Here is a 12729-nt window from a genome sequence, read left to right on the forward strand (position 1 = left end):
CTTCGCTACGTAGCTGATGACGATCGCGGGCATGGCCCGCTCCTACATTAGTGTCATTCCCGTCTGTCCCCAGTCTTCTGTCCTCTGCCTTCTGAATGTACACTGCCTTCCTGTCACAGCATTAAAGTTGTTCCGCCGCATGAGTCACGTCTACGTGCTGACCAACCAGCACCAGCAGTTCCTTAGCAAAAGCAACGAATGGATCGACGGCCGCGAGGCCGGCCGCCTGTTCCGCAGCGAACACAAGGATGTCGCCATCAACCAGATGTTCGAAGCCAACACCCGCGATGTCAGCCTGCGCATCGAACTGCTGCAGTGCGAGCTGAACAGCAAGGGCCAGCCACAGGTGCCCGCAGAGGCCCTGGGGGACCCAAGGGAAATCCCGACGGAGACGCCGCCGGAAGTGCCGCCAGAGGAGGCCCCCGAAGTGGAGCCTGAGGAACCGCCGGAGATCACCCCCGAGGAACCGCCGGAAGTCCCCCCCGAGGAACCGCCGGAAATCTCCCCCGAGGAACCGCCCGAGGTAGAGCCGGGCGAGGACGAGTCGCGGTCCGCGGCGCTTGAAGCGGGCTGAAGTCGCCCCCATATCGCTCCGAACCTGCGGCAGCTCAATAGGAGATCCGAGTGCCCCATCGTCATCTGGCCGCACTGGCCCAGCCGCAATCGCTGCAACTGCTGAAGGGCATTCGCCGCGGTATCGAAAAAGAGAGCCTGCGGGTCACCCCGGACGGCGACCTGGCGCAGACGCCCCACCCGGCATCGCTGGGCTCGGCGCTGACCCACGACTGCATCACCACCGATTTTTCCGAAGCGCTGCTGGAATTTATCACTCCGCCGGTGGCCACCCCGGAAGAGGCGCTGCAGATCCTCGACCGGATTCACCGCTACACCTACAGCCAGATCGGCGACGAACGCCTGTGGGTCAACTCCATGCCCGCGCGCATCGGCGCCGACCCGGACATTCCGGTGGCGCGCTACGGCGGCTCCCACAGCGGCACCATGAAAACCATCTACCGCCTGGGGCTGGGTTTGCGCTACGGCCGCGCCATGCAGACCATCGCCGGCATTCACTACAACTTCTCGCTGCCGGACGATTTCTGGAGCTGGCTGCACGAGCGCGAGGGCAGCGACGAGCCCCTGGGCGATTTCAAGACCCGCCGCTACTTCGACCTGATCCGCAATTTCCGCCGCAATTACTGGCTGCTGATCTACCTGTTCGGCGCCGCGCCGGCGGTATGCGGCGGCTTTGTGGACGGCCGCGAGCACGGCCTGGAGCCCTTCGACAGCGAGGGGCACAGCCTCTACGCGCCCCACGCCACCTCGCTGCGCATGGGCGACCTGGGCTACAACAGCGAGGCGCAGCAAACGCTGATCGTCTGCTACAACGACCTGTGCAGCTACCTCTCCACCCTGTGCGCGGCGATCAGCAGGCCCTACGCCCCTTACCACGAACTCGGGGTCAAGGACGCGGGCGGCCAATACCAGCAGCTGTCCACCGGCCTGCTGCAGATCGAGAACGAATTCTATTCCCCCATCCGGCCCAAAAACCCGGCGAAGATGGGCGAGACGGCGCTATCCGCCCTGGCCAACCGCGGAGTGGAATACATTGAGGTGCGCTGCCTCGACCTGAATCCCTTCTCACCCCTGGGCATAGACGCGCAGCAGATGCGCTTCCTCGACTGCTTTCTGTTGCACTGCCTGCTGGGGGACAGCCCCAAGACCGACAATGCCGACTACCGCGCGGTGCAGGAAAACCAGAATCGCATCGTCTACCGCGGCCGCGATCCGGAACTCCAACTGATCCACAACGGCGGCGAGCAGAAGCTCAGCGTCTGGGCCGGGCGCCTGCTGGACGAAATGGCGCCCCTGGCGGACCTGTTCGACGGCGCCTGGGGCGACGACGACTACCGCCGCAGCCTGGAAATCCAGCGCGCCAAGGTGACCGGCGAAACCGCCACACCGGCCGCGCACATGCTGGCGGAAATGGAAACGCGCGGGCAGAGCTTTTTCCAGTGGGCCGCCGACAAGGCGGAGCAGCACCGCCAGTACTTCATCGAGCGCCCGCTGGACGAAGCCTCGCAACAGCATTTCGCACAGCTGGCGGGGGAATCGCTGCAAAAACAACGGCAGGTGGAAGCGGGGGACAGGGGAACTTTCGAGGACTTCCTCGGCCAGTACTATGCACAGTACATTTTCTGCCAGCGCTGAATCCGCGACCTCGCGATGAACTACCTCGCCCACCTGCTGCTCTCCGGCCCCGAGCCGGACTGGCGCCTGGGCGGGCTGCTGGGGGATTTCGTCAAGGGCCCGTTAAAGGGTGAACTGCCGGCGGACATAGAAGCGGGCATCCGCCTCCACAGGCGCATCGACGCGCTCACCGACAGTCACCCCGCCTACCGGAAATCCCAGGCGCAACTGGACCCGCACTGGCGGCGCTACGCCGGCATCATTCTGGATATCTGGTTCGACCATCTGCTCAGCCGGCAGTGGAGCGAGTGGCACCAGCAGCCGCTGGAGGATTTCTGCCGCGACTGCTGGCGACACTTTCACAGCCGCAGCGGTTATATTCCCGCCCGCGCGCAGGCATTTATGGAGCGCGCCGAGCGCTTTAAACTACTGCAGAGTTACGGCGACGAACAGGTGGTCGCCCAGAGCCTCGCCCGGGTGAGCCAGCGGCTCAGCCGCCCGGTGTCGCTGCAGGATGCTCTGCCGGAGCTGCTGGCCCGGCGCCCCGCTCTGGAACGGAATTTCGCCGAACTGTTCGGCTATTTGAATCGGGAGGCCGCCGGGTTCCGGCAGTCCTACTCAAAAACATCATTCGGAACACAATAAATCATGAAGCTGCCCAACCCGCGCACCACCTTCCTGCTGGCTTTTCTCGCCGTGGTATTCCTGCTCGGTGCCGCCTTTTACCTGGAATATATCCGCGGCCTCGAACCCTGCCCGCTGTGCATCACCCAGCGGGTGATGCTGCTGGGCGCGGGCCTGGTATCGCTGGCCGCCTTTCTGCACAACCCGGCCACCATCGGCCGGCGCATTTACGGCCTGCTGGTCTCTCTCTGGGCCCTGGGCGGCCTCTATTTTTCCGGCCGCCAGCTGTGGCTGCAGAGCCTGCCGGAAGACCAGGTGCCCGCCTGCGGGCCGGGGATCAGCTATATGCTCGAATCCTTTCCGGTATCCGATGTGATCAAGACCCTGCTCACCGGCGACGGCAACTGCGCCGAAGTGCAGTGGACGCTGCTGGGCATCTCCATACCCGGCTGGGCCGCGCTGGGCTTTATCGGGCTGATCGTCTTCGGCGCCTGGCAGGCCTTCCGCAAACCCTGAAGACCCAGGACAAAGATCGCCGCCCACCGGCTCGCCGGTGCGGCGATACCGGCCAGTTGCACACTGCCCAGTCCCTGACAGTCGCGGCGCGGATCAATCGCCGATTGCAGATTCGACCAGCGCCGCCATATCCCCGTCGCCATCGCCGGCCCGCTCCCTCAGTCCATCCGCCACGCCCTCACGGGTTACCCGGCGCTGGTTCTGGCTGACTTTCCACTTTCCCTCCAGCGTATCGATGCTGAGTTCTATTCCCACGATGGCGGCGGAGAGTTTTTCAATAAAGTCCTCCGACGCGTCCGCCACCGACCACGGGGTTAGCGCCCCGGCTTCCTGCTGTCCGGTCAGCCCCTCCAGCTGTTCTCTCAACCAGTGGGGGTCATCCACGACTCGCAGGCTGCCGCGGGCGTGCACCGCCACGTAGTTCCAGGTGGGCACTACCTTGCCGTGCTCGACTTTCTCCGGATACCAGGAGGGGGAGATATAGCTGTCGGGACCGCAGAATATCGCCAGCGCCTGCAGCGGCCGCTCCGCTTCCCGCGCCAGCGGATTGGCCCGCGCTATGTGCCCGCGCAGTACACCGCGGGAACCCGGCCCGGCGACCAACTGTAGGGGAATATGGTTGGCGTTGGGACCATCCGGCGAACCGGTCACCAGGGTTGCCAGCGGGCGATCGCGCATCAACTGGTGCAGAGCCGCCATATCGTCCTGGCGAAAGCTGCTGGGTATGTACATTTACTCCTTCCTTATCAGTTGGTATCTATCTGGCGCAGAATGCGCTCAGTTCCTTGCCGGCGGCGTGGGAATCTCCTATCTTGCAGAAAGCTGTTAGAAGTCACAAAGGAAAACCCGGAGATGCTGGAGAATTGCAAATCGGCGCGCGAGCGCTGGGGAGGCGTAAGCGAGATCATCGATCGCTGGCTGCACTCGCGCCAGGAGCTGCTGGTGCGCTTCTGCGCGCTCTCGCAAAAAAAGGAAATCGCCGAGGGCGATGCCGAAGCCGAGGAGAATGTGCGCCAGCTCTGCCAGCAGCTGGTGGACTATGTCTCCGCCGGCCACTTCGAGGTGTACGAACAACTGATCCACGAGGGAAAGGCGTTCGGCGACAAGCAGGGCCTGGAGACAGCGCGCCAGCTTTACCGGGAAATCGACGACACCACCGATGTCGCCGTGGACTTCAACGACAAGTACCAGGAGACCGACGACCTCGCCGCGCTGCAGCGCGACCTGTCCCAACTGGGTGAGGCGCTGGAAACCCGCTTCAGTTCCGAGGACCAGATGATTGCGCTGTTGCACACGGCGCACAAGAATCAACTGGCCTGAACGTAATACTGCTCACTTAAGCAAGTGTCTGATGCGAAGATGTTGATGTAGAGGACAATCCAGGATTCGCCACTACATTTTCAGCCGGTATAAAAAAGGGCTCCGGAGAGCCCCTTTTTATGATCGCAGGTGAACAGCCTTACTCTTGCTGGGCGCCGCCCTCCGGCTGCTGCTCTCCCTCGGAGGACTCCTCACCGCCATCGGCCTGCACATTGGCCTTGTGCAGCTCAATCTCAAAAATCAGCGTGGCATTGGGGCCGATCAGACCGCCGGCGCCGCCGGGGCCGTAGGCCAGGTCGGACGGAATATACAGTTCCCACTTGGCGCCTTCCTTCATCATCTGCAGGGCCTCGGTCCAGCCCTTGATCACACCGGTCACCGGAAACTGTACCGGCTCGCCGCGGGAGTAGGAACTATCGAACTCGGTGCCGTCGATCAGGGTGCCCTTGTAGTCCACTTCCACGGTGCTGTCGGCACTCGGGGATTCGCCACTGCCCTCTTTGATCACCTTGTACTGCAGGCCGGAGTCGGTGGTAACCACCCCCTCCTTCTTGGCATTCTCCTCGAGGAACGCCTTGCCTTCCGCCAGGTTCTGCTCCGCCTTCGCTTTGAATTCTTTCTCCTGGTCGGCCAGCATCTGCTTCTGCTTGGCCTGCATCTCTTCCTGGAAGACCGCGATGACCTGCTGCTTGTCCTCATCGGATATGCGCGACTCGCGGTCGTTGGCCACATCGTCCAGTGCCATCAGCACCACCTGCGGATCCAGTTCCACCTCCTGGGACTTCAGGCGCTTGGCCATATCTTCGGCGATGATGTAGCTGACCTTTTGCTCCTGGGTCTCCAGGGCAACCTCCTCGCTCGCCTGCTCGGATTTCTGTTGGTCACAGCCGACCAGCGCGAGGCCCAGGGCAACTGCTGCAGCCAGAGGATATTTGTTCATGGGAATTGTCTCTTTATCCGTGATGTATTTGTTTAATCGTGTGGCCAGTTGGCCAACGCAAAGAAGCGACTCAAGATCATCGCAGAAGCGCTCGGCCGGTAGCGGCCGGTCCCCGCCAAGTCTAACCCATGGCGGCTGGAGGTGCACACCGGCACGCTGGTCCATACTGTGGATCCACTTCACACTAATCGACAGAGACAGCTGATTTGTACATACCCGACTGTCCCGCGGGGTGTGAAGTGCAGGGATGCACTTCACCAACAACAGCGCTATTATCGGCTCTCCACCGGTTGTTCCGGCACGCTTTGGAGTGGATTGACACTGCCGGTGCAGCGGACCAGCCAACGGGGCTGGCCAGGGTGTGGGTCTGTAATAGCGGCTCGACCGTATAAAACGCCGGGTGTCTGCGCCGCCCGGGTGTACCGACTAGATCGTAAACCTCAGGATATCAACTCATGGCTGCCAAACGAAAAACTCTGGACAAGGTCGCGGAGCTGGAAGCTCAAATCGCCAAGCTCACCACTCAACTGGACAAGGCCCGGGCCAAGCAGGTCGCCGACGCCGGCAAAGCGGTACAAAAAGCCGGCAAGGCAGTGACCGCAGCCCAGAGCAAATTGTCCAAGGCCAAGACCAGGCTCGCCAGCGCCCGCACCGCGGCAAAGAAAAGCAAGACCGCCGCCGTGCAAAAGCGCCTGGACGCCGCCAAGGCCGCCGTCGCCAAACTGACTGAGACCCTGCAACAGGCCAAGGAGGATGCCGCCGAAGCCAAGCAGGCGGAGGCGTCGGCCAAGCTGGAGAAAAAGCTCGCGGACGGTCTCGGCAAGGTAGCGGCCAAAGCCGAAAAAGCCGCCGCCGGCAAAACCAAAGCCAAGAAGAAGAAAGCGACTGCGAAAAAATCCGCGACAAAGACCGCGGCAAAGAAGACCACCGCGAAAAAGGCCCCGGCCAAAAAAGCGGCGCCCAAGAAAACCGCTGCGAAGAAAACTGCCGCAAAGAAAGCCGAAACGAAGAAAGCCGAGACAAAGAAAGCCAAAACGAAGAAAACTGCCGCAAAGAAAGCCGAAACGAAGAAAGCCGAGACAAAGAAAGCCAAAACGAAGAAAACAGCGGTAACCAAGGCCACCCGCAAAAAGGCTCCGGCCAAGAAACCCTCCATTGCCAAGGCCCCGGCCGAGAAGGCCGCCGGCAAGTCCGCGGCCTCCAGGCCGGCGGCCAAAAAAACCCCCGCCGGAAAACCAGCCGCGACCGAGCCGAAGAGCCAGAAGCCCGAGGTGAAAAAGGCCCCCTCCGCAGAGGCGGCGAAACCCGCCGAACCCAAGCCCGAGAAGCCCGCCGCCGAGCCCAAACCGGTTTCCCCGGCGGAAAAGCAACCGGAGAGCACTCCATCCGGCAGTGCACCGATCCAGGGCAAAACACCGGAGCCCCGTCCCGTCGGCAGCTCTGAGCCGACCGGGGAGCAAAAACCCTCTCCCGAGCCCAAGCCGACCATCACTCCGGCGACACCGCCCAACAGCCTGTTCGCCAGCGAGAAGTCCGGCGACGAGTAATTCCCGCTAACGGGAACCGGATTTAAAGGCTTCGATCAGGCCCGCCCAGCGGGCCTGATCTTTTTGCGGCAACCCGTATTGCTGTCCCGCCAGCTCCAGGGCCGGGCGATCCTCCGGCCAGCTCTCCTCCTGCAATTTCCACAGTGCCGCCAGCTGGCGCTGTTCCAGTTTTTGCTCATAGCCTTTGCAGTAGTCGTAGAGCCATTGGGTGCGCGGCCGCATGTTTCCGAGCCAGCGGCGCAGGTGGCGCACGCTGGAAATCATCCGCCGTCGCGGCGCCAGGCCGCTGTCCGCCACACGCCAGCTATCCTCGCTGAGCCGCCGGCCACCGGCCTCCGCGTAGCTGGCCCAGAGCAACAGGCACACGTCTGCCCCCCGGCCGTCCTGGCACTCCAGCAGGAATTCCTCGACCTGGGGCTGGCGATAAAAGTCCAGGCAGAATTGCCACAGGGGGTTTTCCAGCGGCGACGATGGAGGTGCGGATTTTGTCACGGTAGAATCCCGGCCATTTATTACGTCGATAGCCTAGCACTCCAGGCTCCAGACTACAGAGGTTTTAGTTGATCAATCTGCAAGGCGTTTCCCTGCAAATGGGCGGCCGCGAACTGCTGCAAAACGCGGACTGCCGTATCTTTCCCGGCCACAAGGTGGGCATCATCGGACCCAACGGCTGTGGCAAGTCCAGCCTGTTCAAACTGCTGCTGCGCCAACTGGACAGCGACAGCGGCCAAGTGGAGCTCCCCGCCGGCTGGCGCATCGCGCATATGGCCCAGGAAGTGGCCGCCGGCGAGCAGAGCGGCCTGGACTATGTGCTCGACGGCGACGACGAACTGCGCCGGCTGCAACGGAAGCTGCAACAGGCTGAGAGCGGCGGCGATATCGGCGGCCGCGAGCTCGGCGAACTGCACGAGCGCATGGCGGCGATCGACGGCTACAGCGGTCCGGCCCGCGCGGCGCAGCTGCTCGATGGCCTCGGTTTCGCGCACGCCGACCAGCAGCGCCCGGTCAGCAGCTTCTCCGGCGGCTGGCGCATTCGCCTGAACCTGGCCCGGGCGCTGATGTGCCCGGCGGACCTGATGCTGCTCGACGAACCCACCAACCACTTGGACCTGGACGCCACCCTGTGGCTGGAACAGTGGCTGCAGCGCTTTCCCGGTACCCTGCTGGTCATCTCCCACGACCGGGATTTTCTCGACGCGGTGGTGGACGGCATCGTCAGCTTCGAACATCGTCAGTTGCGCCTGTACAGCGGCAACTACAGTGCCTTCGAGCGCGCGCGCGCCGAGCGCCTGGCGCAACAGCAGGCCCAGTATGAGAAACAACAGGCGGAGCGGGCGCATATGGAGGATTTCGTGCGCCGCTTCCGCGCCAAGGCGACCAAGGCGAAACAGGCCCAGAGCCGCCTCAAGGCACTGGACCGCATGGTGCAGATAGCGCCGGCGCACGCCGACTCACCTTTTCACTTCACGCTCCCCGCCGCCGACAAAACGTCCGACCCGCTGATCGACCTGCGCGAGGCGGATATCGGCTACCGGGGAAAGGTCGTACTGCACCGGGTGCAGTTGGGTATCCAGCCCGGGCGCCGCATCGGCCTGCTGGGCCCCAATGGCGCGGGCAAATCCTCGCTGATCAAAACCCTGGCGGGGGAGTTGCCGTTGATCGGCGGCGAGCGCCTGTGCGGCGAACACCTGGCGATCGGTTACTTCGCCCAGCACCAGTTGGAGGCGCTGGATGGCGCCGCCTCACCCGTGTTGCACCTGCAGCGGCTGTCCCCGGAAGCGAGCGAGCAGTCGCTTCGGGATTTCCTCGGTGGCTACGGTTTTGCCGGCGACCGCGCCTTCGAAGCGGTGGCGGACTTTTCCGGCGGCGAAAAGGCGCGGCTGGCACTGGCGATTCTCGCCTGGCAGAAACCCAACCTGCTGTTGCTGGACGAGCCCACCAACCACCTGGATCTGGAGATGCGCCACGCGCTCACCCTGGCGCTGGCGGAATTTCCCGGCGCAGTGGTGCTGGTGTCCCACGACCGCCACCTGCTGGCCAACACCACCGACGAGTTCCTGCTGGTGGCGGATGGCCGCGCGGAACCCTACGCCGGCGATCTGGAGGATTACAGACAGTGGCTGCTGGCCTTCAGGCGCGGCGAAAAGGCGGAAGAGAAATCCCCCGGCGACGAAAAACCGGCGGACGACAAAAAGGCCCAGCGCCGCGCCGCCGCCGCACTGCGGGAACAACTGAAACCGCTCACCGACAAACTGAAGCGCATCGAACAGCAGATGGCGCGCGCGGAGAAGAAGCTGGCCGAACTGGAAAACCAGCTGGCGGATGAGAGCCTGTACAGCGGCGGCCAGCAGGAAGAGATAGCCCGCCTCAACCGCGAGCAGTCACAACAGCGCGAGGCGCTGGACGCGTTGGAAATGCAGTGGCTGGAAATTTCCGAGCAGTTGGAAGGTGCCCGCGGTGCCTGACGCAGGGGCGAATCTTGTTCACTTCTACAGCCCTACGATTGAATTTTATTCGGTCCACAATTGCGGGCAACCGTCCTCGTACACAGGGGTTCCCAGCGGTGTTGTGGGGCATACGTCCAGGTAGTTGGGCACGCCGTCGCGGTCGGAATCCACCGGGCAGCCGTCCAGGCCCACATCCACACCGATGGGCGTCTGCGGGCAGTAATCCGCATCATCCAGGACCCCGTCCGCGTCGCGGTCGCGCAGTATCACCAGGTCGTCGATCCACTGGTAGCCGATGCTCAAACTGATGTGGCCGTCCAGGCCGCCCTCCTCGATGCCCTGGAAGGCGCGCGCATCCGCCCGCGCCTGCCAGCGCGGCCCCAGTTGGTATTTGACTCCCAGTCCCAGGTTCACCATGGTCTGGCGGTCGTGATCCTCCAGGAACGGGTCCAGCAGATATTCATCCCAGACCAGTAGATCGACTTCGTCGAAATCCACGCGAAATTCCCCCACTCCGAAGGCCACGTAGGGCTGCCAGCAGAGATTGCCGCAGAAGCGCCCGGCAAACTGGTAAAGGAGATCCATGTGGTAGTTGCTGCCGTCCAGCTTTTCGTCGATACCCTCCACACTCACGGTGAAGACGTGGTAGACCCCTTCCAGCGCCCAGCGGTCGGTGACGTTGTAGCCGAAGCCGAAACCGCCGCCCCAGGTGTCCTCCGGCTCCAGCCCGTGAAAGGGGGTGCCGTCCAACCGGTCGCTGTCGAACCAGTAGTAGCCGCCGTTGAGGTAGAGATTCAGCGTGCCCTCCAGGTCGGCGTGCGCCGGCGCGACGGAAATCGCCAGCGACACCAGAACAGCATGGAGAATAAGCGGGCAAGAGCGGCGTTTTATCATTTATCGCTCCGGAAGTTCCTTTTACCGGTATTAAACACTGCCTGGGCAAACCTATAGCATTTGCGCTGCAGGTTTTCCCTGACCTGTTTGAAGATAGCAGACATTGCGCGGCGCAATGGCGCACCAATGGACTCGATTGCACGCCCCTGCGACCGGATGAGGCGCGGCTCTCCTCAGCGGCGCCGGTACAGCAGATCCCAGACGCCGTGGCCGAGACGCTGGCCACGGCGCTCGAACTTGGTCTCCGGGCGGAATTCCGGGCGCCCGGAATAACGGTTTTTGCCCGCGGTGTTTTCCAGCAGCGGCTCCGCCTCCAGCACTTCGAGCATATGCTCTGCGTAGTTTTCCCAGTCGGTGGCCATATGCAGCAGGCCGCCGGCTTTCAGTTTTGCGCAGATCAGGCGCACGAACTCCGGCTGTACGATGCGGCGCTTGTGGTGCTTCTTCTTGTGCCAGGGGTCGGGGAAATAGAGTTGGAAACGATCCAGCGACCCATCGGCGATGCAGTCGTTCAGCACGTCCACCGCATCGGCCATATACACCCGCAGGTTTTTCAGTCCCAGTTTGCCGGCATTGTTGATCAGCCGGCCGACACCGGGCGGGTGCACTTCGATGCCGATAAAATCCTTGTCCGGTTCCGCCTCGGCCATGGCCAGCAGCGAATCGCCCATGCCGAAACCGATCTCCAGCACCAGCGGCGCCTCGCGGCGGAAAACTGCGCGCGGCTCCAGCGGGCCGTCGAACAGGGACAGGCCGTATGCTCCCCAGTAATTGTCAAAAGCGCGGCGCTGGCCCTCGGTCATGCGCCCGGCGCGAATCACATAGCTGCGGATGGATTTCTTCTTGTATTCGGTGCGGTAGGGAAATTCTTCCGTGGTTTCGTCTTGCACTTCGCGACCTCTGATGCAAAAGATAAAAGCTGATTTTAGCAACAATCTGTGTACGGCTTGGACAGAACTAATAAAGCCACAGGCAAGAAATAGCGCCAACCACCTTATACTGCTATTTTGCAGCTTCTCACACTTTAATTAAGCTTAACAATTATTGCCAATGAAGCGGAAGGGGAGGTTGCGCTCCCCCCCATTAATGATCATCTAATAAGAACTATTAGCTGCCCACTTTGCGATATATGTCCCGCCAGAAACTGCTATTTTTTCAAGTCTATCGCAAGCACCAAACGCTACACCGGACCCTATACGCTTACTCGTAATATCAATCACTTCGGAACCTCTCACAATTTCCGCCTTTACAGTCGCTACTGAACTCGGTCGGACTGCAAACGGCCTCCACTGATGAGGGATTATTTCTTCATATTCTATACGCAAAACGCTCTGATCTTCATCTACTTCAGAGAGATCCTCTCTATATTCAATATTTAAGGAATTGTCGTTTGCGTAGGCCAATACCGAATCAGTTAAAGATAATAACATTGAACATTCTTTTTCAATTTTCGAAACACTCAAATTATCCGAAAATTTCGCCGGAATTAAGTACAACAATTCAGTGTTTCTATTTTCTTCTATTTTTCTTCCTGCGATAGGTGGATTGCCGGAACAGCCAGAGAAAATTAGAACCGAGATCAGGAAAATTATTCTTTTCATTTTTTCTAATGCCACTTGATTGAATTTGAATTTCGTAAATTATAGACGTTATTTATGAGCGAGAATAACTGAGCGCGGCGACGAACAGCGCCGTCCAGCCGCCGATCAACGCCAGGCCGCCCAGCGGGGTAACCGGACCCAGCCAGCGGGGGCCGCCGAAGGCCAGGGCGTAGAGGCTGCCGGAGAACAGCAGTATGCCCAGCGCGAACAGCCCACCGCTCACTAACAGCGATGTCTTCTCGCCCCAGTGGCGGATCAGCAGTGCGATGCCGAGCAGTGCCAGCGCGTGCAGCATCTGGTAGAGCACACCGGTTTTGTAGGCTTCCAGCAGATTCTCGGCGATTTTGCCGCGCAGGCCGTGGGCGCCGAAGGCACCGAGTACGACGCCGGTGCCGCCGAAAAAGGCGGCGATCAATAGATAGAGTTTTGCCATGGTTTTTCCTTTTGATTTGGCACCTGTAGGAGCGGCCCATGGCCGCGATCGGGATAGCAGGCAAAGTAGAGTCGGAAAGGTCGATCGCGGCCATGGGCCGCTTCTCTAAAGCGGCCCCTGAAGTCAACCACTAATCTGGTTTTTGCACTGGACAGCTGTTACTGAGTTTCAGGCTTCTCTACGTGGTCGCCTTTGGCGCCGACAAGATGTAATCGGAGCG

Annotated in this window: 14 protein-coding genes; 7 read left to right on the forward strand and 7 right to left on the reverse strand. The window is 61.5% G+C overall.

Features of this window, described 5'->3' with window-relative positions:
- Positions 1–139: 139 nt before the first annotated feature.
- Genes ACRC0P_RS14655 through ACRC0P_RS14670 form a run of 4 tightly spaced genes read left to right on the forward strand, consistent with a single transcriptional unit; the run spans position 140 to position 3327 of the window.
- Positions 140–574 (forward strand): hypothetical protein, encoded by a 435-nt coding sequence (locus tag ACRC0P_RS14655; RefSeq protein ID WP_438632047.1) that lies wholly within the window; start codon positions 140–142, stop codon positions 572–574.
- A 50-nt stretch (positions 575–624) separates the two neighbouring features.
- Entirely contained in the window at positions 625–2208 is a 1584-nt protein-coding gene (gene gshA, locus ACRC0P_RS14660) for a glutamate--cysteine ligase (RefSeq protein ID WP_438632048.1), read from the forward strand.
- A 15-nt stretch (positions 2209–2223) separates the two neighbouring features.
- Positions 2224–2832 (forward strand): ACP phosphodiesterase, encoded by a 609-nt coding sequence (locus tag ACRC0P_RS14665; RefSeq protein WP_438632049.1) that lies wholly within the window; start codon positions 2224–2226, stop codon positions 2830–2832.
- A 3-nt stretch (positions 2833–2835) separates the two neighbouring features.
- Positions 2836–3327, forward strand: a complete 492-nt coding sequence (locus ACRC0P_RS14670; protein WP_438632050.1) for a disulfide bond formation protein B — start codon at positions 2836–2838, stop codon at positions 3325–3327.
- Between the two features lie 93 nt (positions 3328–3420).
- Here the strand turns inward: ACRC0P_RS14670 and ACRC0P_RS14675 are convergent, their stop codons facing one another.
- The gene (locus tag ACRC0P_RS14675; protein WP_438632051.1) at positions 3421–4059 is read right to left on the reverse strand and encodes an FMN-binding negative transcriptional regulator; all 639 of its coding nucleotides are present in this window, start codon (positions 4057–4059) and stop codon (positions 3421–3423) included.
- A gap of 120 nt (positions 4060–4179) precedes the next feature.
- Here ACRC0P_RS14675 and rsd point away from each other — a divergent pair, with 120 nt between their 5' ends.
- A complete protein-coding gene (rsd, locus tag ACRC0P_RS14680; RefSeq protein ID WP_438632052.1) occupies positions 4180–4647 on the forward strand; it encodes a sigma D regulator in 468 nt (155 codons plus the stop codon).
- Positions 4648–4786: 139 nt separating this feature from the next.
- Here rsd and ACRC0P_RS14685 read toward each other — a convergent pair whose 3' ends face one another.
- Positions 4787–5587, reverse strand: coding sequence for an FKBP-type peptidyl-prolyl cis-trans isomerase (locus tag ACRC0P_RS14685; protein WP_438632053.1), 801 nt, complete (start codon positions 5585–5587; stop codon positions 4787–4789).
- A 455-nt stretch (positions 5588–6042) separates the two neighbouring features.
- Between ACRC0P_RS14685 and ACRC0P_RS14690 the strand changes: the two genes are divergently transcribed.
- Positions 6043–7134 carry a histidine kinase gene (locus tag ACRC0P_RS14690; protein WP_438632054.1) on the forward strand — a complete coding sequence of 364 codons (1092 nt, stop codon included), beginning with the start codon at positions 6043–6045 and terminating at the stop codon, positions 7132–7134.
- Positions 7135–7140: 6 nt separating this feature from the next.
- Here the strand turns inward: ACRC0P_RS14690 and ACRC0P_RS14695 are convergent, their stop codons facing one another.
- A complete protein-coding gene (locus ACRC0P_RS14695; RefSeq protein WP_438632055.1) occupies positions 7141–7626 on the reverse strand; it encodes a TIGR02444 family protein in 486 nt (161 codons plus the stop codon).
- Positions 7627–7694: 68 nt separating this feature from the next.
- On the opposite strand from ACRC0P_RS14695, the gene ACRC0P_RS14700 reads away from it, so the two are divergent.
- Positions 7695–9599, forward strand: a complete 1905-nt coding sequence (locus ACRC0P_RS14700; RefSeq protein WP_438632056.1) for an ABC-F family ATP-binding cassette domain-containing protein — start codon at positions 7695–7697, stop codon at positions 9597–9599.
- 45 nt (positions 9600–9644) lie between these two features.
- On the opposite strand, the gene ACRC0P_RS14705 is transcribed toward ACRC0P_RS14700, so the two are convergent.
- The 4 genes from ACRC0P_RS14705 to ACRC0P_RS14720 all read right to left on the reverse strand — a co-directional run bounded on the left by ACRC0P_RS14705 (position 9645) and on the right by ACRC0P_RS14720 (position 12509).
- Complete coding sequence (locus tag ACRC0P_RS14705) at positions 9645–10475, reverse strand: outer membrane beta-barrel protein (protein ID WP_438632057.1); 831 nt, start codon at positions 10473–10475, stop codon at positions 9645–9647.
- Between the two features lie 173 nt (positions 10476–10648).
- The gene (gene trmB, locus ACRC0P_RS14710) at positions 10649–11278 is read right to left on the reverse strand and encodes a tRNA (guanosine(46)-N7)-methyltransferase TrmB (protein ID WP_438632060.1); all 630 of its coding nucleotides are present in this window, start codon (positions 11276–11278) and stop codon (positions 10649–10651) included.
- A 291-nt stretch (positions 11279–11569) separates the two neighbouring features.
- Entirely contained in the window at positions 11570–12076 is a 507-nt protein-coding gene (locus ACRC0P_RS14715) for a hypothetical protein (protein ID WP_438632058.1), read from the reverse strand.
- A gap of 52 nt (positions 12077–12128) precedes the next feature.
- A complete protein-coding gene (locus tag ACRC0P_RS14720) occupies positions 12129–12509 on the reverse strand; it encodes a DUF423 domain-containing protein (RefSeq protein WP_438632059.1) in 381 nt (126 codons plus the stop codon).
- Positions 12510–12729 lie beyond the last annotated feature (220 nt).

This window comes from Microbulbifer sp. (assembly GCF_051659245.1).
GTDB lineage: Bacteria > Pseudomonadota > Gammaproteobacteria > Pseudomonadales > Cellvibrionaceae > Microbulbifer.

Bases quoted from the DNA above. Each gene is read 5' to 3' on its own strand.
- ACRC0P_RS14690 (WP_438632054.1), top strand. From the start codon at position 6,043: ATGGCTGCCAAACGAAAAACTCTGGACAAGGTCGCGGAGCTGGAAGCT.
- trmB (WP_438632060.1), bottom strand. From the start codon at position 11,278: ATGACCGAGGGCCAGCGCCGCGCTTTTGACAATTACTGGGGAGCATAC.
- ACRC0P_RS14670 (WP_438632050.1), top strand. From the start codon at position 2,836: ATGAAGCTGCCCAACCCGCGCACCACCTTCCTGCTGGCTTTTCTCGCC.
- ACRC0P_RS14715 (WP_438632058.1), bottom strand. From the start codon at position 12,076: ATGAAAAGAATAATTTTCCTGATCTCGGTTCTAATTTTCTCTGGCTGT.
- ACRC0P_RS14685 (WP_438632053.1), bottom strand. From the start codon at position 5,587: ATGAACAAATATCCTCTGGCTGCAGCAGTTGCCCTGGGCCTCGCGCTG.
- ACRC0P_RS14655 (WP_438632047.1), top strand. From the start codon at position 140: ATGAGTCACGTCTACGTGCTGACCAACCAGCACCAGCAGTTCCTTAGC.
- ACRC0P_RS14675 (WP_438632051.1), bottom strand. From the start codon at position 4,059: ATGTACATACCCAGCAGCTTTCGCCAGGACGATATGGCGGCTCTGCAC.
- ACRC0P_RS14720 (WP_438632059.1), bottom strand. From the start codon at position 12,509: ATGGCAAAACTCTATCTATTGATCGCCGCCTTTTTCGGCGGCACCGGC.
- rsd (WP_438632052.1), top strand. From the start codon at position 4,180: ATGCTGGAGAATTGCAAATCGGCGCGCGAGCGCTGGGGAGGCGTAAGC.
- ACRC0P_RS14665 (WP_438632049.1), top strand. From the start codon at position 2,224: ATGAACTACCTCGCCCACCTGCTGCTCTCCGGCCCCGAGCCGGACTGG.
- ACRC0P_RS14705 (WP_438632057.1), bottom strand. From the start codon at position 10,475: ATGATAAAACGCCGCTCTTGCCCGCTTATTCTCCATGCTGTTCTGGTG.